17 protein-coding genes are annotated in these 23,703 nt (G+C 65.0%); 12 read left to right on the top strand and 5 right to left on the bottom strand.

All coding sequences use genetic code 11. The features are described 5' to 3' along the window. The 3 genes from ACOYJQ_RS15865 to ACOYJQ_RS15855 form a co-directional block, all read right to left on the bottom strand. A partial coding sequence (locus ACOYJQ_RS15865) for a GGDEF domain-containing protein (RefSeq protein ID WP_433459789.1) occupies positions 1–1,163 on the bottom strand: 1,163 nt, incomplete at its 3' end. Between the two features lie 672 nt (positions 1,164–1,835). Next, the gene (locus ACOYJQ_RS15860; protein ID WP_433459788.1) at positions 1,836–2,726 is read right to left on the bottom strand and encodes a prephenate dehydratase; all 891 of its coding nucleotides are present in this window, start codon (positions 2,724–2,726) and stop codon (positions 1,836–1,838) included. After that, a complete protein-coding gene (locus tag ACOYJQ_RS15855) occupies positions 2,723–3,466 on the bottom strand; it encodes a 3-deoxy-manno-octulosonate cytidylyltransferase (protein WP_433459787.1) in 744 nt (247 codons plus the stop codon). The genes ACOYJQ_RS15860 and ACOYJQ_RS15855 overlap by 4 nt, the downstream gene beginning before the upstream one ends. A 229-nt stretch (positions 3,467–3,695) precedes the next feature. Here ACOYJQ_RS15855 and ACOYJQ_RS15850 point away from each other — a divergent pair, with 229 nt between their 5' ends. After that, positions 3,696–4,295, top strand: a complete 600-nt coding sequence (locus tag ACOYJQ_RS15850) for a c-type cytochrome (RefSeq protein WP_433459784.1) — start codon at positions 3,696–3,698, stop codon at positions 4,293–4,295. Between the two features lie 194 nt (positions 4,296–4,489). Here the strand turns inward: ACOYJQ_RS15850 and ACOYJQ_RS15845 are convergent, their stop codons facing one another. Next, positions 4,490–5,797, bottom strand: coding sequence for an NAD(P)/FAD-dependent oxidoreductase (locus ACOYJQ_RS15845; RefSeq protein WP_433459783.1), 1,308 nt, complete (start codon positions 5,795–5,797; stop codon positions 4,490–4,492). A gap of 114 nt (positions 5,798–5,911) precedes the next feature. After that, positions 5,912–7,309, bottom strand: coding sequence for a glutamine synthetase family protein (locus tag ACOYJQ_RS15840; RefSeq protein WP_433459781.1), 1,398 nt, complete (start codon positions 7,307–7,309; stop codon positions 5,912–5,914). A 209-nt stretch (positions 7,310–7,518) separates the two neighbouring features. Here ACOYJQ_RS15840 and ACOYJQ_RS15835 point away from each other — a divergent pair, with 209 nt between their 5' ends. The 11 genes from ACOYJQ_RS15835 (at position 7,519) to ACOYJQ_RS15785 (ending at position 23,683) form a co-directional block, all read left to right on the top strand. Beyond that, positions 7,519–8,787, top strand: coding sequence for an ABC transporter ATP-binding protein (locus ACOYJQ_RS15835; RefSeq protein WP_433459779.1), 1,269 nt, complete (start codon positions 7,519–7,521; stop codon positions 8,785–8,787). Between the two features lie 11 nt (positions 8,788–8,798). After that, entirely contained in the window at positions 8,799–9,755 is a 957-nt protein-coding gene (locus tag ACOYJQ_RS15830) for an ABC transporter permease subunit (RefSeq protein WP_433459777.1), read from the top strand. After that, on the top strand, positions 9,752–10,543 hold the full coding sequence (locus tag ACOYJQ_RS15825; RefSeq protein WP_433459776.1) for an ABC transporter permease: 792 nt from the start codon (positions 9,752–9,754) through the stop codon (positions 10,541–10,543). The genes ACOYJQ_RS15830 and ACOYJQ_RS15825 overlap by 4 nt, the downstream gene beginning before the upstream one ends. Before the next feature lie 167 nt (positions 10,544–10,710). Continuing rightward, entirely contained in the window at positions 10,711–12,393 is a 1,683-nt protein-coding gene (locus tag ACOYJQ_RS15820) for a hypothetical protein (protein ID WP_433459775.1), read from the top strand. Between the two features lie 222 nt (positions 12,394–12,615). Further along, positions 12,616–14,511: an extracellular solute-binding protein gene (locus ACOYJQ_RS15815; RefSeq protein ID WP_433459798.1), complete on the top strand. Its 1,896-nt coding sequence runs from the start codon at positions 12,616–12,618 to the stop codon at positions 14,509–14,511. 3 nt (positions 14,512–14,514) lie between these two features. Next, positions 14,515–15,615, top strand: coding sequence for a microcin C ABC transporter permease YejB (locus tag ACOYJQ_RS15810; RefSeq protein ID WP_433459773.1), 1,101 nt, complete (start codon positions 14,515–14,517; stop codon positions 15,613–15,615). 1 nt (position 15,616) lies between these two features. Continuing rightward, positions 15,617–16,765: an ABC transporter permease gene (locus ACOYJQ_RS15805; protein ID WP_433459772.1), complete on the top strand. Its 1,149-nt coding sequence runs from the start codon at positions 15,617–15,619 to the stop codon at positions 16,763–16,765. 8 nt (positions 16,766–16,773) lie between these two features. Further along, positions 16,774–18,384 carry an ABC transporter ATP-binding protein gene (locus tag ACOYJQ_RS15800; protein WP_433459771.1) on the top strand — a complete coding sequence of 537 codons (1,611 nt, stop codon included), beginning with the start codon at positions 16,774–16,776 and terminating at the stop codon, positions 18,382–18,384. Between the two features lie 16 nt (positions 18,385–18,400). Beyond that, positions 18,401–19,201 (top strand): hypothetical protein, encoded by an 801-nt coding sequence (locus ACOYJQ_RS15795; protein WP_433459769.1) that lies wholly within the window; start codon positions 18,401–18,403, stop codon positions 19,199–19,201. A gap of 389 nt (positions 19,202–19,590) precedes the next feature. Beyond that, a complete protein-coding gene (locus ACOYJQ_RS15790) occupies positions 19,591–21,090 on the top strand; it encodes a phosphomannomutase/phosphoglucomutase (protein WP_433459766.1) in 1,500 nt (499 codons plus the stop codon). Positions 21,091–21,292: 202 nt separating this feature from the next. Continuing rightward, a complete protein-coding gene (locus ACOYJQ_RS15785; protein WP_433459765.1) occupies positions 21,293–23,683 on the top strand; it encodes a PAS domain-containing sensor histidine kinase in 2,391 nt (796 codons plus the stop codon). The last annotated feature ends 20 nt before the right edge of the window (positions 23,684–23,703 follow it).

Here is a 23,703-nt window from a genome sequence, read left to right as displayed (position 1 = left end):
GCGGAAGCATAGACGCACACGCAGTTTCGCCCTGCCCGCTTGGCCTCGTAAAGCGCGCTGTCGGCAGCGCGGGTGAGATCCTCGAGATCGTAGCCCGTACCGGTAGACGAGGCGATGCCCACGCTGATGGTAATGGCGCGCTCCTCCGCGCCCGTGCCCAGCCGAAAGCCGGATATGTCGCGCCTGATACGCTCCATCGCGCTCACGGCGTCCTGCTCCCGCGCCGACTGAAGGATGCACAGGAATTCCTCGCCGCCGATGCGGAAGAGAGAATCGTTCGGCCGCAGGCTGAGCGTGGCGCGCTCCGCGACGGTACGCAGCACGTCATCGCCGGCGAGGTGGCCGAACGTGTCGTTGACCTGCTTGAAATGATCGAGATCGATGATGGCGACACAGACGGGCGCGCCCGACATCGCCTGACGCCGCAGAATGCGCGCGGCATGGTTGCCGAGCGCGCGCCGGTTGCCGAGCCCCGTCAGCGGATCGATCATGCTCTGCACCCGCTGTTCCGTCTCCAGCCGCTCCTTGATCAGGGAGAGCATCAGATAGGCGACGGCGATGTTGGCGCCGATCGAGACGAGCCGCAAAGCCGCCATCCATCTATCGTCGGCAGCGGACGCGACCATGAGATCGCCCTTCAACAGGTGGAGGAAAAGCAGCGCGCCGTAAGTCAGGAAAACCGTACACTTGATGCCCATCGCCACGCAAAGAGACAAGCGCGAAGGCATATACTCCCGCCTTCCCCGGTACAATTCGGCGATCGCGAGCAGATAATAGGCGACGGGAACGAACGTGATCGCCGCCATCCGCGTCCACGGCAGAGCGGCGCCGCCCGCGAGCGGTATGCACAAAAGCCAGACCAGACCGCCGGCGGAGGCGGCAAGAGCGGATATCGGCCGCTTGCCGAACAGGCGCGCCGCCTGCCAGACCGCGCCGTATCCCAGAAACAGCAGCGTATAGCCGAGATCCCTGAGGCGCGGCAGCCCCATATCCGCCGCATAGCGCGAGAGGAAATCACCCGCCGCAGCCCCCAGAAAGCACACGCCGAGAAACAACAATTCACGATTGGCGCGGTTGTTGCGCCACGATGACAACAGCAGCACACCCAGCAGCAGGTTCGCGGCCATGGCGACGGTGCGCAACGTCAACGGGTCCAGTTCCATCAGGCGTCAACCCCGAAAGGAGCCGGATGACGGGAAAGACCGCCCGGAATGTCAGTGATATCGGGCTCTTTCATAACCCCCGCCCAACAAATCTTGACTTCATAAAAGCCCGTTATTTCCAATTAAAACACACCTCCAGGTCATATCAAGTGCAATACTTATCCAAACGCGGATTCAATATTTCGGTGAAATATCGCTTCATCATCCTGAAACCTTCCGCATTGCATGCAACCTCGTAACAAATCCATCTCCAATATCAATTTTTCCGGCATGTCAACCGGAAGAGCGGGGAACGGCACAATAATTGCGTGTAGCCGGCCGACGCCTGACGCGCCGGCATCGATGATGCGGCGGATGGAACGTCTCGAAAATGGCGGAAAAGTATATGCGGCTGTTGGGAAAATCGGCCGTACTATAACGGTTGCACCCGATCGGGCATCACGTCGAGCATCAATTGCAGCCAGCCGGGGAAGCGGGAGCGGCTTGCGCAGCAGCCCCGTTCAGCCTTCGCGCAAACCGCCCTGATGCGGGAATCCGAACGCGTTCCGATCAAATGGAATCATTCGATCGATAAGAACTTGCCTAAAATCAGGGCGTGAGAGCATTGCCATGTTTCGATGAAACGTGGTCATGCGGCAAGAGCCGCCGGGCGGCCGCCGGGCGGCCGGCGCCCTACTCGCCCGCCGCCGCTTGCAGCCCCCGGAAGGGATGCGCCGGATAGACGCCGAGGATGCGCGACTCCCGCGAGAAAAACGCGAGCTCCTCCAGCGCCAGCCGCAGGCCTGGATCTTCGGGATGGCCGTCGACCTCGGCATAGAAGCGGGTCGCCACGAAACGGCCGCCGACCATGTAGCTTTCCAGCTTCGTCAGGTTGACGCCGTTGGTGGCGAAGCCGCCCAGCGCCTTGTAAAGGGCGGCGGGCACGTTGCGCACCTGAAAGACGAAGCTCGTCACCGTCGGTCCGTCGCCCTGCCGCGCCCAGCGGGGCTCCCGCGCCAGCACCACGAAGCGCGTGGTGTTGTCCTTCTCGTCCTCGACATCGCGCGCCAGCGTGTCGAGACCGTAGATCTCCGCCGCGAGCGCCGGCGCGAGCGCCGCCTGCGTCGGGTCGTTCCATTCCGCCACCTGACGCGCGGCCCCGGCCGTATCGGATGCGACGACCGCCTCGAACCCGTGTTCCCGGATGATCCGCCGACACTGGCCCAGCGCGTGGATATGGCTGTGAACGGCCTTCACGGTGCCGAGCGTCGCCCCCCTCGGCGCAACCAACTGGAAGCGGATGGGGAGAAAGTGTTCGCCGACGATGTAGAGGCCGGACGACGGCAGCAGGTGATGGATATCGGCGACCCGGCCGGCGATGGAATTCTCGATCGGGATCATGCCGAGCCCGGCGCTCCCGCCGCTGATCGCGGCGAGCGCGTCCTCGAAGGTGGCGCAGGGCAGGAACTCCCGGTCAGGGAACACCTCGTGGGCGGCGATGTGGGAATTGGCGCCGGGCTCGCCCTGATAGGAGACGATGCGGGGCAGAAAGTCGAAAGCAGGTGTCGTGAAAGCAGGTGTCATGCCGGATTCATTCCTGAGAGGATGGCGCGGGCGCGGGCCAGATCGTCCGGCGTGTCGACGCCGAGCGGCACGCCGTCGACGATCACGGCATCGATGCGCATGCCCGCCTCCAGCGCCCGCAACTGCTCCAGCTTCTCGCGCCGCTCCAGCGGCGAGGGCGCGAGGGCGACGAAACGCGCCAGTGCCTCCCGGCGATAGGCGTAAAGACCGATGTGGTGAAGCAGCGGCCCCTCGCCCCACGGCGCGGCGGCGCGCGTAAAGTAGAGCGCACGCACGCGGTTGTCCGCCACGGGGCTGCCGACCACCTTCACCACGCTCGGGGCCGTGCGCTCTTCCTCGCGCGAGATGACGGCGGCAAGCGTCGCGATATCCACGCCCGGATCGTCGAGCGGCGGCAGCGCGGAGGCGATGACGGCGGGTTCGATGGTGGGCAGATCGCCCTGCACGTTGACGACGATGTCGTGCCGCCCCTGCGGATCGACGAGAGACAGCGCCTCGAAGATGCGGTCCGAGCCGGAAGGATGGTCGGCGCGCGTCATCACGGCGCGGCCGCCGGCCACCGCCACCGCTTCCGCGATGGCGGGCGAATCAGTTGCAACCACGACCGGGCCGATAGCCGCCGCTTCGGCGCGGCGAAGCACATGCACGATCATGGGCGAGCCGGCGATATCGGCGAGCGGCTTGTCGGGGAGGCGCGTCGCCGCAAGGCGCGCGGGGATGATGACGACGGGCGAGGCCATTAGGAAAACGGAACCTGCGAAAAATGGATATAGGCCGCCACGGTTAGCGAAAAAACGCGCGCATGTCACATAAGATATTTTCAGGCGTCGCCTCGCCGCATGCCCGCGATTGATTATACGAGTTGCAAAGTACGGGGCAATCCGGTTAATCATCAACAATGTGATTGCTCGCGAGGGCCGGCGTGCTCGTGACGGGCAGAACTCAGGCATGGACCGGAGCCGTACACCGATGGATTCCTTCGAGCTCAACAAGATCGCCGGCGGGGTGCTCGGCGCGCTGCTTTTCGCGATGAGCCTCAGCGTCATGTCGGGCATCATCTTCAGCCCGACGATCCCGGTCATTCCCGGCTACGACCTGCCGGGCACGGACGATGCGGGCGGCGGCTCCGCCGGCACGGCGGTGGCTGCGGTGGCGCCCATCGCCGTGCGGCTCGCCAGCGCGGACCCCGCGCGCGGCGAAAAGGCGGTTGCGAAATGCAAGGCCTGCCACAATTTCGTCGAAGGCGCGGGCGCGAAGGTCGGGCCGGACCTCTACAACATCGTCAACCGCGCCATCGGCACCGTGGAAGGCTTCGGCTATTCCGCGCCGATGAAGGCGCACGCCGACGCGGGCGACAAGTGGAACTACGATTCGCTCGACCAGTTCATCCACAAGCCCAAGGATTTCGTGAAGGGCACGATCATGGCCTTCGCCGGCGTGGCGAAGCCCGAGGAACGCGCCGACATCATCGCCTATCTGCGCACCCTCTCGCACGATCCCGCGCCGCTGCCCGAACCCGAGGCCGCTCCGGCCGAGGCGGCGCCCGCCGAAGCGGCACCCGCGCAATAACGCGCGGACGCCGCTTTCCCGGAAAAACCCGCTCAAACAAGCAAATGGTCCGGCGATATGCCGCCGGACCATTCGTTGCAGCAACAATTGTGCTATAGCGTTTTCAAGCAAAGTTGATACCGCTTTGCGTGAAAAAAATGCGTCAAGTCAATAAGATAGAGCATTTCGGCGTTTCAGCGAAACACCGAAATGCTCTAGAATCGATCCAGCAGGCCGAAGCCGATCATCGCGGCCGTCATCAGCGGACGGCGCAGCCAGCGGCCGCCGGGTAAAGCGGGAACCGGCAGCGCGGCCATCCGGTCGAAGCGCAGGGTGTCGCCGCCGATCGCGTCCGCAACGATGCGTCCCGTATAGGGGCCGAGCATCACGCCCTGCCCCGAATAGCCCGAAGCGACATAGAGCCCGTCCTGAACGCCGCCTTCCAGCCGGCGGACGAACGGCAGACGCGTGGCGGTGATGCCGAGCCTTCCGCCCCAGCCATGCGTAACGGCGGCATCCGCAAGCTGCGGATAGAGCGCCAGCATGCGCCCGCGCACGCGCGTGGCGAAATCCGCCGGCAGGCCCGCGCCATAGCTCTCGCCGCCGCCGAAAATGATGCGGTTATCGTCGGTGCGGCGAAAATAATTGACCACGAACCGGGTGTCGGAAGCGGCGATGGGGCCGGCCAGCACGCTGTCCGCCAGCGCCGGGGCGAGCGGCGCGGTGGCGATCATGAAGTTCACCAGCGGAGCCACATGCGCCGCCGTCTCCTCCGACAGCGGATCGAGAGAGCCGTCGCCGGTGAGCAGCACCGCTTTCGCCCGCACCGCGCCTGCATCGGTGACGACGCGCCACCCCTGCCCCTCCCGCACGACGCGGCGGACGGGCGATTGCTCATGGATGCGCGCGCCCGCGTCCTCCGCCAGCCGCGCGAGACCGCGCGCGAGCGCCAGCGGATCGAGATGACCGCCGTGCGGATTGTATACGCCGCCGTGACAGCCGCGCATGCGCGTGTATCTTTCCACCCCGCGCGCATCGAGAACCTCAAGGTCCGGCACGCCGTAACGGCGCGCGAGATGCCCGGCATCCTCCGCCAGCGCCCGGAAATGGCGCGCGCGATGCGCGAGCAGCAGCAGGCCGGGACGGAAGGCGCAATCGGTTTCGGAATCGCCGGCGAGCGCGGCGACCACAGCCACGAGATCCCGCCGCGCCTCTTCGGCCATGTCCCACAGCTCGCGCGCACGCGCCTCGCCCACCTGCGCCTCGAGCCAGGCCTGATCGCGCCGCTGGCCGGGATGCACCTGCCCGCCGTTGACGCCGGAAGCGCCGGCGCCGACACGCGCCGCCTCGACGACGCGCACGGCCGCCCCCGCGAGCGCCGCGGCCCGCGCGGCGCCGAGCCCGGTGAAACCCGCGCCGACGATGCACACGTCGGCCACGTTATCGTCGCCCGCCAGAGCCGGGCGCAAGGCGCGGGCGTCGGCCCGCACCGCATAGAGATTGGTCAGGGGAGATGGCGCCATCGGCCGTCAGGTCCGCAATGGGGAAGGGAAAACACGGTAACGATTGGGAGACCGGCAAATATTTCCGGCGGACGGAGCAAACGGCCCCGCCCGCGAACGCGCGTTTTCATGCGTTCAGACGTTCAGTAGCAGATATTCGCGCTCCCACGGGCTGATCACCTGCATGAAGGTTTCGTATTCCGTGCGCTTGACCGCCGAATAGGTGTTGACGAAGCTCTCGCCCAGCACCTCGATGAGCGGCGTGCACTCGCTGAGTTCGCTCACCGCCTCCAGGATGCCGCGCGGCAGATCGAAATCGAGGTTGTAGGCGGAACCCGAGACCGGCTCGCCGGGCTGCAAGCCGGCCTCGACGCCGAGATAGCCGCAGGCGAGCGTGGCGGCGATGGCGAGATAGGGGTTGGCGTCGGACGACGGCACACGGTTCTCGACGCGCCGCGCATCGGCGTCGGACGGCGGCACGCGCAGGCCGGTGGTGCGGTTGTCGTAACCCCAGCGCACGTTGATGGGCGCGGTGGAGTGGCGCGTGAGCCGGCGATACGAATTGACGTAGGGCGCGAGCATGGGCATCGCCGCCGGCAGATAGGTCTGCAAGCCGGCGATGAAGGAGAAGAAGGCCGGCGACGGCGTTCCGTCCTCGGCCGAGAACAGGTTGCGGCCCGTTTTCATATCCACGACCGAAGTGTGGATGTGCATGGCCGAGCCCGGCTGGCGGGCGATGGGCTTGGCCATGAACGTGGCGTACATGTCATGCTGGAGCGCCGCCTCGCGGATGGTGCGCTTGAACAGGAACACCTGGTCGGCGAGATCGAGCGGATCGCCGTGGCGCAGGTTGATTTCCATCTGCCCCGCGCCCTCTTCGTGAATGAGCGCGTCGATGGCGAGGCCCTGCGCCTCGGAATAGTCGTAGATGTCCTCGAACAGGTCGTCGAACTCGTTGACGGCGGAGATGGAATAAGCCTGCCGGCCGATCTCCGCCCGCCCCGAGCGGCCGATCGGCGGCTCCAGCGGATAATCGGGGTCCGTGTTGCGCTTGACGAGATAGAACTCGATTTCCGGCGCGACGACCGCCTTCCAGCCGCTGCGGCGATAGAATTCGAGCACCCGCTTCAGCACCTGCCGCGGCGCGTTGTCCACCGCGCGCCCGTCGCGGTAGAAGGCGTCATGGATGACCTGCGCCGTCGGGTCGCTCTCCCACGGCACGGCGGTGAGCGTGGAAAAGTCCGGCCGCAGCACGAGGTCGCCGTCGGAGGGCATCTCGCGCTCCAGCACTTCCTCGGGGTAGTTGCCGGCGATGGTCTGGTAGAAGATGGAGCCCGGCATGCTCATGGCCGGGTTGCCGAGAAATTTCTCCGCCGGCATCACCTTGCCGCGCGCGACGCCCGCCTGGTTGGGCACCAGACACTCGATCTCCTCGACGCCGGCGCGCGCCATGAAGTCGCGCGCGTCGTCGATGTCCGCGGCGCCGCGCCTGCTGCGCACGCTTCTCTTCTGAGGCGTTTTCTTCCTGTTCATCGATCACCCGTTGCGTCTGCCGCAGGCAGTAACAGCGGGGAAGCGGCTTCTGTCAATCATCTGACATCAAATCCCCCGATCGTGCCGGTGTGAGTTGGGGAAACGAAGGCGCTTGCGGCGACAGCGCGCCGCCGTTAACGTTTTCCGCCGATGGGACGAGGGAGCACGGCCCGCGTATCCGTGCCGGCAATGCGGAGACTGACGCGCCAATGACTGAGGTTCGCACGGAAGCTCGAACGGAAGCGCGCAAGCGCGATTCGCTGGCCATCGGCGCGGTCCGGCGCGATTTCGCGCCCTGGCTCGACCCGAGCGCGAAACCCCTTATCCGCTACGAAGCCGTCACGAAGCGCTTCGGCGACTTCATCGCTGTGGATAACCTCACCCTGCATATCTTCGAGCGCGAGTTCTTCTGCCTGCTCGGCCCCTCCGGCTGCGGCAAGACGACGCTGATGCGCATGCTCGCCGGCTTCGAGGAGCCGACGGAGGGCCGCATCGTGCTGGCCGACCAGGTGGTGAGCGGCATTCCCCCGCACCGGCGGCCGGTCAACATGATGTTCCAGTCCTACGCGCTTTTCCCGCACATGAACGTGGAGAAGAACATCGCCTTCGGGCTGGCGCAGGACGGCGTGCCGAAGCGCGAGATCGCGGACCGGGTGGCGGAGATGCTGCGCCTCGTGCAGCTCGCCCCCTTCGCGCGGCGCAAGCCGGACCAGCTCTCCGGCGGCCAGCGCCAGCGCGTCGCCCTGGCGCGCGCGCTCGTCAAGCGCCCCAAGGTGCTGCTGCTCGACGAGCCGCTCGGCGCGCTGGACAAGAAGCTGCGCGAAGAGACGCAGTTCGAGCTGATGGACCTGCAAGTCAATCTCGGCATGACCTTCCTCGTCGTCACCCACGATCAGGAAGAAGCCATGGTGATGGCCGACCGCATCGCGGTGATGGACAAGGGCACCATCAAGCAGATCGCGCCGCCCGGACAGGTCTACGAACAGCCTGCCAGCCGCTATGTGGCGGAATTCATCGGCGACGTGAACATCATCGAGGGCCGCGTCGGCGCGGCCGGAGACGGCCGGCTGCGGATCGAGCGCAAGGACGGCGAGGGCTCCCTCGCCATCGAGGCGCCCTCGGGCGTCACGGTGCAACAGGGGCAGGAGGTGGCCATCGCGCTGCGGCCCGAAAAGCTCGTGCTGCACCGCGAGGCGCCGCAAGGCGCGCCTCGCGCGGAAGGCCCACTTGGCGCGGAAGGCCCACTTGGCGCGGAAGGCCCACTTGGCGCGGAAGACACGCCCAACCTGCTCACGGGCGAGATCTGGGATATCGGCTATCTCGGCGACTGGACGATCTACCTCGTGAAGCTCGCGAGCGGCCAGATCGTGCGCGTGTCGCGCGCCAACGCCAGCCGTTTCGTCGCGCAGCCGCTGACCTGGGACGACAAGGTGCACATCACCTTCGCGCCCGAGGCCGGCGTGCTGCTGACGCACTAGCGGGGGGCGGCATGAGCGACAATTCCGCGATCATCGCGCAGGCCACCGCGCCCAAACCCTTCTCGCGCACGCCGTCGCCGGTGCGGGCGATCGTGCCCGCCCTGCCCTTCCTGTGGCTGCTGATCTTCTTTCTCACGCCCTTCGCCATCGTGTTCAGGATGTCGATGTCGCAGCCGGCGACAGCGCAGCCGCCCTACACGCCCGTTTTCGATTGGGCGGCGGGCTGGGCCGGCATCGTGGCGGCGGCGGGCGAACTCAACCTCGACAACTTCCTGCTGCTCGCGGACGATTATCTCTATCTCGCCTCGGCGTTCTCGTCGCTCAGGATCGCGGCGATCTCGACGGCGCTGCTGCTCGCCATCGGCTTTCCCATGGCCTATGCGATGGCGAAGGCGCCCGAGAACCGCCGGCCCGTGCTGCTGATGCTGGTGATCCTGCCGTTCTGGACGAGCTTCCTGATCCGCGTCTACGCCTGGATCGGCATCCTGAAGCCGGAAGGGCTGCTCAACACGGTGCTGATGAGCGCAGGCGTCATCGACCGGCCGTTGCAGATCCTGAACACGGACACGGCCATCTTCATCGGCGTGGTCTATTCCTACCTGCCGTTCATGGTGCTGCCGCTGTACGCGACGCTTGAGAAACTGGACTGGACGCTGCTTGAGGCGGCGCAGGATCTCGGCTGTCCGCCGTGGCGCGCGTTCTGGCGCATCACGGTGCCGCTGGCGTTGCCGGGCATTCTGGCCGGAGCGTTGCTGTGCTTCATCCCGATCGTGGGCGAATACGTCATTCCCGAACTGCTGGGCGGCGCGGATTCGCTGATGATCGGCAAGACGCTGTCGGACGAGTTCTTCAGAAACCGCGACTGGCCCCTGGCTTCGGCGGTGGCGGTGGTGCTGCTGATCATCGTCGTCGGCCCGGTGATGATCTATCGCGAGATTGAGACGCGCAGGCTGGAGAAGGCCCGATGACCCGCCGTTTCACGCCCTTCGACGCCACGGCGCTCACCTTCGGCTTCGCCTTCCTCTACCTGCCGCTGCTGGTGCTGATCGTCTATTCCTTCAACGACTCGCAACTGCTCAACGTTTGGGGCGGCTTTTCCACGCGCTGGTATGTGGCGCTGTGGCACAACGCGCCGCTGCTGACGGCGCTCGGCAATTCGCTGGCCATCGCGGCGCTGTCGGCGGCCATCGCCACCTTCTTCGGCACGCTCGCGGCGCTGGCGCTGGTGCGCTACACGCGTTTCTGGGGGCGGCCGCTGTTCACCGGCATGGTCTACGCGCCGATGGTGATGCCGGAAGTCGTCACCGGCCTGTCGCTGCTGCTGTTCTTCGTCTCGGTGGGAGCGGAGCGCGGCTTCTGGACGGTGACGCTGGCGCATACGACATTCACGATGTGCTATGTCGCGGTGGTGGTGCAATCGCGGCTCGTCACCTTCGACCGCGCGTTGGAAGAAGCGGCGCAGGATCTCGGCTGCCCGCCGGTGCGCACCTTCTTCACCATCACCCTGCCGCTGATCGCGCCTTCGGTGCTGGCGGGCTTCCTGCTTGCCTTCACCCTGTCGCTGGACGACGTGGTGATCGCCAGCTTCGTCACCGGCCCCGGCACCTCCACCCTGCCCATGGAGATCTTCAACAAGGCGCGGCGCGGCCTGTCGCCGGAGATCAACGCGCTGTCGTCGCTGATGCTGCTGGTGGTGACGGTGGTGGTGGTCGGCTCGTCGCTGGCGACGAAACGCGCCGCGCTGCCGGGGCGGTAGGCTTTCGTCCCTCCCGCGGCCCCGCGCGAAGCGTCAGTTCAGCCGGATCGCGACAAAACCGTCGGGATTGCGACAAAACTGTCATAAAACTGTATTGACTCTTTTTTAAATATTTTATAATGGCTGATCATTGCCATATTTTATCCTTATTTTTTGGGGCGATTATTATGAGTGTTTCTCTTTTTGGATCACGTTCCATATTGGGTGCATTGCAACAGGTCGAGCAGACGCAACGGGGCCAAGGGTCGCAGGATGCGTCGCATCTGTTAACATTGTCGGACAAACTGTCGAAGTCGGCAACGCAGCTGAATGACAAAGCGAGAGCCTTGAATGAATTCAAGGCGGAAGTTCGGACTGCCGCGGGCGGATCGGCCGTTGATCTGCTGAAAACCGTGCTCTCCCATATGAAGCCCGATGCCTTGCGGCATGTGAACGTGGCATACAACCTGTCCGCGTCTGCTGATGGCAGCGCCGGCGAGCGCGCTGGCACGCTTCATCTCGCCGTGGGCGAGCAACATGCTGACATCAGCTTTAGCGCCACGAGCGAGACGCAGATCAACAACTATCTGACGGCCCACGAACTTGCGATGCAGGCGACGGCGCATGTCGAGGGCGCGGCCCCTGCCCAGATCGATAAACTGCGCGAGGCTATCTTCGCAGCGCTTGAAAATACCGCCGCCGTCAGCAATCCGGCGGCAGCGTTGCGCTCCGATCCCGGCATAAGAGGCGCCCTGGACAATCTTGGATTGAAGACCAGCATCATCGCCCTCGCCGAAAACGAAAATGGCGTCCCGGTGCCTACCGTTCTTGACATGAGAACAGATCCGAAAGGCCGCGAGGCTGCGATAGACGATCCACAGCTCCGAGAGACGTTGAAGGCTGTCATCGCATACGAAACTGCCGAAGTTGTTGTCGCGCAGGCAAAGAGCATGGCGTCGACACTTACGAGCAAGCCGAGTCAAGCTCAACTCGATGCATTAAGTAACGCCGTGATAAATGCGGTGAACAACGCGGACGTCAGCGTATCCCAGAACAACGAATTGCGCGCGGGAACCGTGAGCTTTGACCCCAACGTCAGAGCAGCTCTGGAAGCGCTCGGACTGGAAGGGTGCATCGTCAGCGCCGACACAGATCGCTCCGGCACCGAAAAACTCACCCTGACGGATATTTCGTCTGCCTTGAATATAGTCGTCGAAACCAGCATCAGCAAAAAAACCAACGCCGCTACCACTAGCAAGGCTTCGCTTACACGAAGCCCGATGGCACTCATTACGTCGCTAAATACGCTTGAGAGAAATAGATATTTAACCGGAAATTTCATGGAGAAACATAAGTATCAGTCCAACGCCACGCTCACAGACTTGCAGAACTCGTCAACTCAGCTTTCATACAGCTACAGCAGTGGCAGCCAAAAAATCAACTTTTCGGTCAATAAAAGCTGCCCAGATTTCGGCCATGTTGTTAGTTTAGCACAAGAATCTTACGTATTTAATCTACAAAAAAAGTTAATCGCAGAATTACAGCACCAAGGTCTCTTGAACACAGGTCATGATGCGGAACAGCAGTTCCGAAAGATCACCAAATTCGCCATCACGACGGCAACACAAGGTAAGAACCTGCCTCTGTCGGAAGATGCCATCGCGGAACTGGCAGTTAAGATCGCGGACGTTGTTACAGCTCTTCGTACGGATTTTCAACAAGGTGGTACAGCATTGCAGGAGCACCAAGCTCAAAAAGAAGAGGTTGAAAAACTCAGGTCGCAATCAAACACTTGTTTCGGCGGCTGGAGACGCCCCACAAGAGAGATCGACGCCGGGGCGCTTGCCGCCGCACTCGCGCGAGCGTCCTGAGAACCGCGGAAAGCCGGAGCGCCGCGCTTCGGCTCTCCGGCCGCCCTGCCACGCCATGATCGCCACCGGCTGACGAAATATTAACGATGTCTGCGTTCTTCTGGCTGCTACACTGAGCAAGTTCGATTCGTTTGGTGTCACGCAGCCGGGAGATCGTCTTTGGTTCGTCGTTCCTGTCCGCCAGCGCCCGGTTCAGCAAAAGCCTCGCCATCGGTCGAGGCGTTGCGCCGCGCCACGCTTCTCGCCACGCGCCGCGACCTGCTCGGCCTCGCGGGCGGCATCGCCGGCGCGGCGCTGGCCGCGCGCCTGTTGCCGGGGGTCGCGATGGCGCAGGAAGATGCGCCGGCCTCCGGGGGCGCTGCCGAGGCGCATGGTCTTTCCGCCTTCGGCGACCTCGCGTTGCCGAAGGATTTTGCGCATTTTCCCTACGTGAACCCGGATGCGCCCGTCGGCGGCAAGCTGGTGATGCGGGTGACGCAGGGCAGCTTCGATACGTTCAACACGCTCAACGCCTATGTGTTGCAGGGCGACGCGGCGGCGGGCATGGGCGCGACCTTCGACTCGCTGATGGCGGGATCGGGCGACGAGCCGGATGCCGTCTATGGCCTCGTGGCGCAATCGGTCGAGGTCAGCGCCGACCGGCGCACCTACCGCTTCCGCCTGCGCAGGCAAGCGCGCTTCCATGACGGCACGCCGCTGACGGCGGCCGATGTCGCCTTCTCCTTCGATATCCTGAAGGAAAAGGGCCATCCCTCCTACGCCGCCATGCTGGCGGAGGCCGAGCGGGCCGAGGCGGAGGCGGACGATATCGTCACCTTCCACCTCTCCGCGCAGCGCGGGCGCGACCTGCATCTCCTCGTCGCCAGCCTGCCCATCTTTTCAAAGGCGTACTGGAGCACGCGCGATTTCGCCGCCTCCACGCTGGAGCCGCCGCTGGGCTCCGGCCCCTACAGGGTGGGGCGCTTCGAGGTGGGGCGCTTCATCGAGTTCAACCGCGTGGACGATTACTGGGCGCGCGATCTCAACGTCAATGTCGGGCAGAACCGCTTCCGGCATGTGCGCTACGAGTATTTTCGCGATGAACAGGTGATGTTCGAGGCGTTCAAGTCCGGCATCATCAATTTCCATGCGGAATATACCGCGAGCCTGTGGGCCAACGGCTACGACTTCGCCGCCTTCCGCGAGGGCCGCGTGCAGCGGGAGAAAATCGAGACCGCCGCCGCGCCCAACGTCCAGGGCTGGTATTTCAACACGCGCCGCGACAAGTTCGCGGACCCGCGCGTGCGCGAGGCCATCGGGCTGGCATTCGATTTCGAATGGACGAACGCCAAGATCATGTACGGCGCCTACCGGCGCACCACATCGTTCTTCGAGCACACGCCGGGCAAGGCCGAAGGTCCGCCCTCGCCCGAGGAACTGGCGCTGCTCGAACCTTTTCGCGGGCAGGTGCCGGACGAGGTGTTCGGCGAGCCCTTCGTGCCGCCGGTGTCCGACGGCTCGGGCAACGACCGCAACCTGCTGCGCCGCGCCTTTCAGTTGCTGACCGAGGCCGGATTGAAGCGCGACGGCGACGTCTTGCGCCTGCCGGACGGCAAGCCGCTGGAGATCGAGTTCCTCGATTCCGGTACGCGCTTGCAGCCGCACACGCAGCCCTTTCAGGCCAACCTGCGCCGGCTCGGCATCAAGGCGACGTCGCGCATCGTCGATCCGTCGCAATATCAGGAGCGGCTACGCCGCCACGATTACGACGTCGTCAGCGTGGCGCGGGCCGGCAGCCTCACGCCGGGGGCGGAATTGCGCATCTTCTACGGCTCCAGGGCCGCGACGACGCCCGGCAGCCTCAACCTCGCCGGCATCGCGAACCCCGCGATCGACGCGCTGATCGACCATGTGGCCCGCGCCGAAACGCGCGCGGACATCGCGATCGGCACACGCGCGCTCGACCGCGTGCTGCGCGCGGGGCGCTACTGGGTGCCGATGTGGTTCCGCCCCGATGATTGGTATGCCTTCTGGGATATCTTCTCCCGCCCCGGGCAAGCGCCGCGCTACAGCTCCGGCGCGCCGGGGACATGGTGGTTCGACGCCGAAAAGGCCCGGCGCATCGGCTGGAAGGGCTGAGCCATGTTCGCCTATGTCGCGCGGCGTGTGCTGCTGATGATTCCGACCATTTTCGGCATCATGCTGATTTCCTTCGTTATCGTGCAGTTCGCCCCGGGCGGGCCGGTGGAGCGCATCATCGCGCAGATGCAGGGCGCGGACGGCGGGGCCATGGCGCGCATCGGCGGCGGGGGCGGCGGCGATCTCGGCGCGGCCGCCGACGCGGCGGGCGCGGGCGGCGGCCGCTACCGCGGCGCGCAGGGGCTCGATCCGGCGTTCATCGCGCAACTGGAAAAGCAGTTCGGCTTCGACAAGCCCGCCCACGAGCGTTTCATCAAGATGCTCGGCGACTACGCCACGTTCAACTTCGGCAAGAGCTATTTTCGCGATGTCTCCGTGCTGTCGCTGATCGCGGAAAAACTGCCGGTATCGATCACGCTCGGCCTGTGGATGACGCTGATCTCCTACGCCGTCTCCATCCCGCTCGGCATCGCCAAGGCCGTGCGCGACGGCTCGCGGTTCGATGTATGGACGTCGGGCGTGATCGTCGTCGGCTACGCCATCCCCTCCTTCCTGTTCGCGATCCTGCTGATCGTGTTCTTCGCCGGCGGCTCGTTCTGGCAGATCTTTCCGCTGCGCGGCCTCACCTCCGAGAACTTTTCGGAATTGTCGGCTCCGGGCAAGATCGCCGATTATCTCTGGCATATCGCGCTGCCGATCCTTTCCATGGCCATCGGCGCCTTCGCGACTTCCACGCTGCTGACGAAAAACTCGTTTCTGGACGAAATCCGCAAGCAATACGTGCTCACCGCCCGCATGAAAGGGCTGAGCGAACGCCAGGTGCTCTACGGCCACGTCTTCCGCAACGCCATGCTGATCGTGATCGCGGGATTTCCCGGCGCCTTCATCGGCGCGTTCTTCGCCGGCTCGCTGCTGATCGAGACCATCTTCTCGCTCGACGGGCTGGGGTTGCTGTCGTTCGAATCCATCGTCAACCGGGATTATCCGGTCGTCTTCGCCAGCCTGTTCATCTTCTCGCTGCTGGGGCTGGTGGTGAACCTTCTCTCCGACCTCACCTATACGTGGATCGATCCGCGCATCGATTTCGAGACGCGGGAGGTCTGAGATGCAAGATGCCGCGTTACAGGATACCGCCAGACGAGACGCCGCCATCCCCGCCGCGCCCGCCCTGCCCGCCGGCGGGTGGCTGCGCCTGTCGCCGCTCAACCGGCGCCGGCTGCGCAACTTCCGCGCCAACCGGCGCGGCTTCTGGTCGCTGTGGATCTTTCTGGCGCTGTTCTTCGTGACGCTGGGCGCGGAGTTCATCGCCAACGACAGGCCGCTCGTCGCCTCCTACAAGGGCGAGTTGCTGTTTCCGGTGCTTGTCGACTACCCGGAGGAAAAGTTCGGCGGCTTCCTCGCGCGCACGGATTATCGCGATCCGTTCATCGCCGGGGAGATCGAGGCCAACGGCTGGATGGTGTGGCCGCCGGTCCGCTTTTCCTACCGCACGCACAACCTCGCCATTCCGGTGCCGGCCCCCGCGCCGCCGACATGGCTGCTCGGCGACGAACAATGCGGCGGTTCCTGCCGCGATATCGAATGGAACTGGCTCGGCACCGACGATCAGGGCCGCGACGTGCTGGCCCGCCTCATCTACGGCTTCCGGCTCTCGGTGCTGTTCGGGCTGATTCTGGCGGGCATATCCTCGATAATCGGCATTTTCACCGGCGCGATACAGGGCTATTTCGGCGGCTGGACGGATCTCGTGCTGCAACGCATCATCGAGATCTGGAACTCGATCCCCTCGCTTTATCTGCTCATCATCGTGTCATCGATCATCACGCCGGGCTTTTTCGTGCTGCTCGGCATCCTCCTGCTGTTCTCGTGGGTGGCGCTCGTCGGCGTCGTGCGGGCGGAGTTCCTGCGCGCGCGCAACTTCGAATATGTGAACGCGGCGCGCGCGCTCGGGCTGTCGGATGCCACCATCATGTTCCGCCACCTGCTGCCCAACGCCATGGTGGCGACGCTCACCTTCCTGCCCTTCGTGCTCAATGGCTCGATCACCACGCTGACATCGCTCGACTTTCTGGGGTTTGGCCTGCCGCCCGGCTCGCCGTCGCTGGGTGAATTGCTGGCGCAGGGCAAGGCCAATCTGCAAGCGCCGTGGCTCGGGCTCACCGGCTTTTTCGTCATCGCGCTGATGCTGTCGCTGCTGATCTTCATCGGCGAGGCCGTGCGCGACGCCTTCGATCCGCGCAAGACGTTCAATTAAGGGACAGCATGGGCGCGCCGCTACTTTCCGTCAAAAACCTGGGCGTGAATTTTCGTCAGGACGGCCGCGAGATCCGCGCCGTCAAGGGTGTGTCCTTCGATCTGCACGCGGGCGAGACGCTGGCGCTGGTGGGCGAATCCGGCTCGGGCAAGTCGGTGACGGCGCTGTCGATCCTGCGGCTGCTCAATTATCCGGCGGCCTCGCATCCCTCCGGCGAGGTGCTGTTCAAGGGGCGCGACCTGCTGCGCGGGACGGAAGACGACTTGCGCAAGGTGCGCGGCAACGACATCACCATGGTGTTTCAGGAGCCGATGACCTCGCTGAACCCGCTGCATGTCATCTCGCGCCAGATCGGCGAAATCCTGAGCCTGCACAAGGGCATCACCGGTCAGGCGGCGCGGGCGCGCACGCTGGAGCTGCTGGAGCTGGTCGGCATCCGCGATGCGGCGAACCGGCTCGACGCCTATCCGCACCAGCTTTCCGGCGGGCAGCGCCAGCGGGTGATGATCGCCATGGCGCTCGCCAACGAGCCGGACCTGCTGATCGCCGACGAACCCACGACCGCGCTCGACGTCACGGTGCAGGCGCAGATTCTCGACCTGCTGGCGGAGCTGAAGGCGCGGCTCAACATGGCGCTGCTGTTCATCACCCACGATCTCAACATCGTGCGCCGCATCGCCGACCGGGTTTGCGTGATGACCGGCGGCGAGATCGTCGAGACGGGGCCGGTGGCGCAGGTGTTCGATGCGCCGCAACACCCCTACACGCAAAAGCTCCTCGCCGCCGAGCCGAAGGGCGCGCCCCGGCCCGTGGCAGCAGATGCGCCGGTGGTGGTCGAGGCCGGGCCGATCAGGGTGTGGTTCCCGATCCGGCGCGGCTTCTTCCGCAAGACCGTCGGTCACGTGAAGGCGGTCGACGGCGTTTCGCTGACGGTGCGGGAGGGCGAGACGGTGGGCGTCGTGGGCGAGTCGGGCTCGGGCAAGACGACGCTCGGCCTCGCGCTGCTGCGCCTCATCCGCTCCGAGGGACCGATCGTCTTTCTCGGCCAGCACATCGACGGGCTGAAGCGCAAGGCGGTGAAGCCGCTGCGACGCTCCATGCAGATCGTGTTTCAGGACCCCTACGGCTCGCTGTCGCCGCGCCTCTCGGTGGCGGAGATCGTGGCCGAGGGACTTGGGGTGCAGAACACTCACCTCTCCGACGAAGAGCAGCGCGCGCGGGTGGCGCAGGCGCTCGCCGATGTCGGCATCGACCCCGCGGCGATGGACCGCTATCCGCACGAGTTTTCCGGCGGGCAGCGCCAGCGCATCGCCATCGCCCGCGCCATGGTGCTGGAGCCGCGCTTCATCGTGCTGGACGAACCGACCTCCGCGCTCGACATGTCGGTGCAGGCGCAGATCGTCGACCTGCTGCGCGAGCTGCAACGCACGCGCCGGCTCGCCTACCTCTTCATCAGCCACGACCTCAAGGTGGTGCGGGCGCTGTCCAACACCGTGATCGTGATGCAGAACGGCAAAGTGGTGGAACAGGGGCCGGCCGGCCCCCTGTTCGCCGATCCGCAGACGGACTACACGCGCACGCTGTTCAATGCCGCGTTCGCGCGCCCCGGGCACGGCTAAAGCATCGTGCGGAAAAGTGGATACCGCTTTTCGTCGACAAAGATACGCAAAATCAATAATCTGGAGTGCATTTCCATCAAAACGCCAACCGCCGGCGCGCGGCGTCGACGCTGACCCGCTTGAGAAAAACTGTCTTGCGCGGTATATTCTACACATGAATTCTGGAATAGATAAAATTGACCGCCTGGAGCGCGACGGCATACTGAAAATCGTATTGCTGTCCATTCTTCTTGCCTGCGTCGGCGCGGCGCTCGTCTTTTTCCAGGGAGCCGAATTTTTCCGGCGTCACACCGTTGTCTGGACCGGCTCCATCGCTGAAGGCACCGTGCGGATAATTTCGGTCGAAGGCTCGCGCAAGAGCAGAAGATACACCGTGGTGGTCGCCTATACCGGCCATTTCGGGCGCGGCGTGCAGACCGCGCAGGGGTCTTACAGGCATTGGCTGCCGTTTCTGGTTCCCGCGTCGGGAGAAACGATCTCCATCGCCTATGATCCGGGCGATCGCCGGAACATCGAGCCCGTGTCGACGCAATCCCTCGGCATGACCGTCGCCGCGTTCAGGCTGTTCGTCGTTCCGGCGCTTACGCTCGCGGCCCTGTCCGGCGGCGCGGCATTCCTTTATCTTGCGATCGGGGCGGGCATTGCGGGCGAGCGCAGCGAAGCGGCCTTCTTCCGTCGCAAGCTGATGCGGCGACGGATGCCGCTTGAGGAAAAGCGCGAAACACGGCCGCCGCCGCGGGAAGCGCCGCCTTTCGGGCCGCTGCGGGAACAAGTTCACTTCGAGATTGACGGCGGCGAGCCGCCACGGCAAACCTGAAAGACTTCCGCGAACGGACGTTCACGCCTGATGCGAAAAACCGGCGCGAGCCTCCTGACAGCGCAACCGACATGGGATATCGACGGCCGAAGCGGCATGAAGAACGCAGCCGACCGTTAGACGCGAGGTGATATCGGCAGTCTAAAGAATTTATGGAGCGCGATCGACCGGCTCGGGCTGACCTTGATTCTGATCCGGATGCTGACTTTGATTCTGACTTCGGTCACGCAAATGCCGCACTCGGGACGAAAAACATTCCGGTTCGCATGGCGTCAACTCATCGTCATGTTCCGCGTATTTGTGTCTTGCTTGCTATGTCACGTTTAACGTGCGACGTCTCGTTTTTCTGCAACTTCAGGCCCGTTCAGCCGGAACGCACAAGGAACGCCATGTTTCCCAAGCCTCTCCCCTCGCTCACGCCCAACACCTACGACTACGAATCGCTGCCGATGGTGAAGCCGACCGGCTTTCGCGAGTACGATGCGCGCTGGCTGTTCGAAAAGGAAATCAACCTGATGGGCGTGCAGGCGCTGGGGCTTGGCCTCGGCCACCTGCTGCATGAGATGGGCGTGAAGCCCGAAATCGTCACCGGCCACGATTTCCGCGGCTATTCGTCCTCGATCAAGTATGCGCTGATCACCGGCCTCATGGCGGCGGGCGTGAAGGTGAAGGATATCGGCCTCGCGCTGTCGCCCATGGCCTATTTCGCCCAGTTCGCGCTCGATGTGCCGGCGGTGGCGATGGTGACGGCCTCGCACAACGACAACGGCTGGACCGGCGTGAAGATGGGCGCGGCGCGCCCCCTCACCTTCGGCCCCGACGAGATGTCGCTCCTGCGCGACATCGTGCTGAACGGCCGGTCGCAAACGCGCCCCGGCGGCGAATATGTCTTCGTGGAAGGCTTCGCGCGGCGTTACATCGACGATCTCGCCAACCGGCCGAAGCTCAAGCGCAAGCTCAAGGTGGTCGCGGCCTGCGGCAACGGCACCGCCGGCGCCTTCGCGCCGCAGGTGCTGGAGGGCATCGGCTGCGAGGTCGTGCCGCTCGACACCACGCTCGATCACACTTTCCCGCGCTACAATCCCAACCCCGAGGACATGAAGATGCTGCACGCCATCTCGGCGGCGGTGCGTGACTCGGGTGCCGATGTCGGCCTGGGTTTCGACGGCGACGGCGACCGCTGCGGCGTGGTGGACAACGAAGGCGAGGAGATTTTCGCCGACAAGATCGGCGTCATGCTGGCGCGGGATCTCTCGACGCTGCATCCGGGCTCGACCTTCGTGGTCGACGTCAAATCCACCGGCCTCTTCGTCACCGATCCCGTGCTTCAACAAAACGGGGTGAAGGCGGACTACTGGAAGACCGGCCACAGCTACATCAAGCGCCGCGTGAAAGAACTCAACGCGCTGGCCGGCTTCGAGAAATCGGGTCATTTCTTCTTCAACGCCCCCATCGGCCACGGCTATGACGACGGCCTGGTGACGGCGCTGGCCGTGTGCGACATGCTGGACCGCAACCCGGACAAGACGATGGCCGACCTCTACCGCGCGCTGCCGCGCACATGGGGCACGCCGACCATGTCGCCCCATTGCGCCGACGAGGTGAAATACGATGTCGTCGCGCGGGTGGTGAAGCGCTTCGAGGCGCTGCGCGCCGAAGGCGGGCAGGTCGGCGGGCAGGCGATCCGCGATCTCGTCACCGTGAACGGCGTGCGCGTCGTCACCGAAGACGGCACCTGGGGGCTCGTGCGCGCCTCCTCGAACAAGCCCGAGCTCGTCGTGGTGATCGAAAGCCCCGTCTCCGAGGCGCGCACACGCGAGATGTTCAAGGCCGTCGATGACATCCTGCGCGAGAACACGGAAGTCGGGGAATACAACCAGACCTTCTGATCTTTCGGGCTGCAACCGATGCAGGGCGCGGGATGTCTCCCGCGCCTTTTTCGTTTTCCGGCGCGGCAGCGCCGCGTCTTTCCTGTCAATACTTCATAAACCATCTGGACAAATCAGCCGTTTGGGATTCAGATGATGATGATTCGGAAAGATGCGGCACGTCTTACCGATCAGACGTTTGGGACTCCGAAGGGGGCGTTGCATGGCGCGCGCGCAAGCGGCGGGCGTGCCCGCGCGCGCGGGCACGATTCTGGGAATTACGCGATCGATCGCCAATCCCGGATACCGCCAACTGGCATTGATGGAACCGTGGCTGAGGCTCATGGTGCCCACGCTGCTTGTCGTGTTTCTCACGTCGCTCATTGCGGGCGCGGTGCTGCAAGGCATCGACAGCCGCAACCAGACCCTTGACGCCGCCATCGCCGAGATCGATCTCGTCGCGGCCCTCGCCGCGAGCGACATCGGCCGCAAGCTCGCCGCCGCCGACGCGGACGGCGAAGGGCCATCGCTGCCGGCAGCGGCCTTCGCGGTGCTCGACCGCGCCATTCCCGCGCAGGCCCTCACCAACGGCCGCGTCATCATGGTCGCAGACGCTTCCGGCCGCGTGAGCGCCGCGCGCCCGAGCACGTGGCTGAACAGCAACTGGCTGAACAGCAACCGGATGAACCGCGGCGGACCGGCGGGCGCGAAACTCTCCGACATCCTCGGCAACGCCCAGCCTCTCACCACTTTCGCCGACCGGGCCGGCGTGCTGCGCATCCGCCTGGCGTCGGGCGAGGCGGCTTTCGCCACGGTGCGCAACCTGCCCGGCGGGGCGCAGGTCGCCGTGATCCAGCCCGAGCGGGATGCGCTGACGGGATGGCGCGCCGCCATCACCGGGCAGACGACGCTGCTGGCCGCCTGCGCCTTCGTGCTGGTGGCGCTGGCGCTCGCCTATTTCATGCAGGCGGCGCGGGCGCGAGCGGCGGATGACGTGTGCGAGAAGGTGCGCGAGCGCGTGGATGCGGCGCTGGACCGCGGCCGTTGCGGCCTGTGGGACTGGGACATCGCGCGCGGCCGCATCTACTGGTCGGACTCGATGTACGATATTCTCGGCTACAGCCGCCACGACGAATTCATGTCCTTCGGCGAGATGAACCGGCTGGTTCACCCGGACGACGCCGATCTCTACGCCATGGCCGACATGGTGGCCAGCAAGCGCGCCTCGGCCATCGACCACGAATTCCGCATCCTCAACGCGGAAAACCAGTGGGTGTGGATCAAGGCGCGCGCGCAGCTCATCGACGACGGCGGCAGCGAGGGGCCGCATCTCGTGGGCATCGCCGTCGACATCACGGAGCAGCGCCGCCTCGCCGAGCGCACCGCGACCGCCGACATGCGGCTGCGCGAGGCGATCGAAACCATTTCGGAAGCTTTCGTCCTGTGGGACGCCAACAACCGCCTCGTCACCTGCAATTCCCGCTTCCAGCGCCTGCATGGCCTGACGCCGGAGCACGTAATCCCCGGCATGGCCTATGACGAGCTGATGAGTCTGGGCACCCTGCCGCCCGTGCGCACGGAGCTGATGGGCCGGATGAGCCCGGCGCAGGGCCGCCCCGGCGCGGACGGCCGGGAGGGCGGCGCGCGCACCTTCGAGGCGCAGCTCGCCGATGGCCGATGGTTGCAGATCAACGAGAGGCGCACCCGCGACGGCGGCTACGTCTCCGTCGGCACCGACATCACGGCCCTGAAGAACCATGAGGAAAGGCTGATGGAATCGGAGCGGCGGCTCATCGCCACCGTGGCTGATCTCAAACGCTCGCGCCAGAAGCTGGAGACGCAGGCGCGTCAGCTCGCCGATCTCGCCGAGCGCTATCTGGAGCAGAAGGCGGAGGCGGAATCCGCCAACCGCGCCAAGGCCGAGTTCCTCGCCAACATGAGCCACGAACTGCGCACGCCGCTCAACGCCATCATCGGCTTTTCGGAGCTGATGGAAAGCGGCATCTTCGGCGAACTCGGCAGCGAGAAATATCACGAATATTGCCAGGATATCCGAAGCAGCGGCAAGTACCTGCTCGGCGTCATCAGCGATATTCTCGACATGTCGCGCATCGAGGCCGGGCGCATCAGGCTGGAATGCGAATCGCTGGTCGTCGACGACGTGATGCGGGAAGCGGCGCGGGCGGTGAAGCGCGATGCGGAACTGAAGGGCCTTGCGCTCGCGGTGGAGACGCTGCCCGATACCTCCATCAGCGCGGACCCGCGCGCGGTGGAGCAGATTCTCGGGCATATCCTGCGCAACGCCGTCAAGTTCACGCCCGAGGGCGGGCACGTCACGCTGCGCGCGCGCGTGTCGGGACCAAACGTCCATCTCTATGTCGAGGACACCGGCATCGGCATTCCGGCCGAGGCGCTCAAGAAGCTCGGCCGCCCGTTCGAGCAGGTGGAGACGGAATTCGCCCGCAGCTACAAGGGATCGGGGCTCGGGCTCGCCATCGCCCGCTCGCTGGCGGAACTGCACGGCGGCGGCCTGCGCATCCGCTCCAGCGTCGGCAACGGCACGGTCGTGATGGTGAGCCTTCCAGCCGGGATGCAGAGCCGGAAGGCGGCCTGAAGCATCGGCGTTTCAACGAA

The organism is Pseudochelatococcus sp. (assembly GCF_050946405.1).
Taxonomy (GTDB): domain Bacteria; phylum Pseudomonadota; class Alphaproteobacteria; order Rhizobiales; family Beijerinckiaceae; genus Pseudochelatococcus.
The sequence above is the reverse complement of the archived record's forward strand: the minus strand, read 5'-3'. Positions and strand labels throughout refer to the sequence as shown.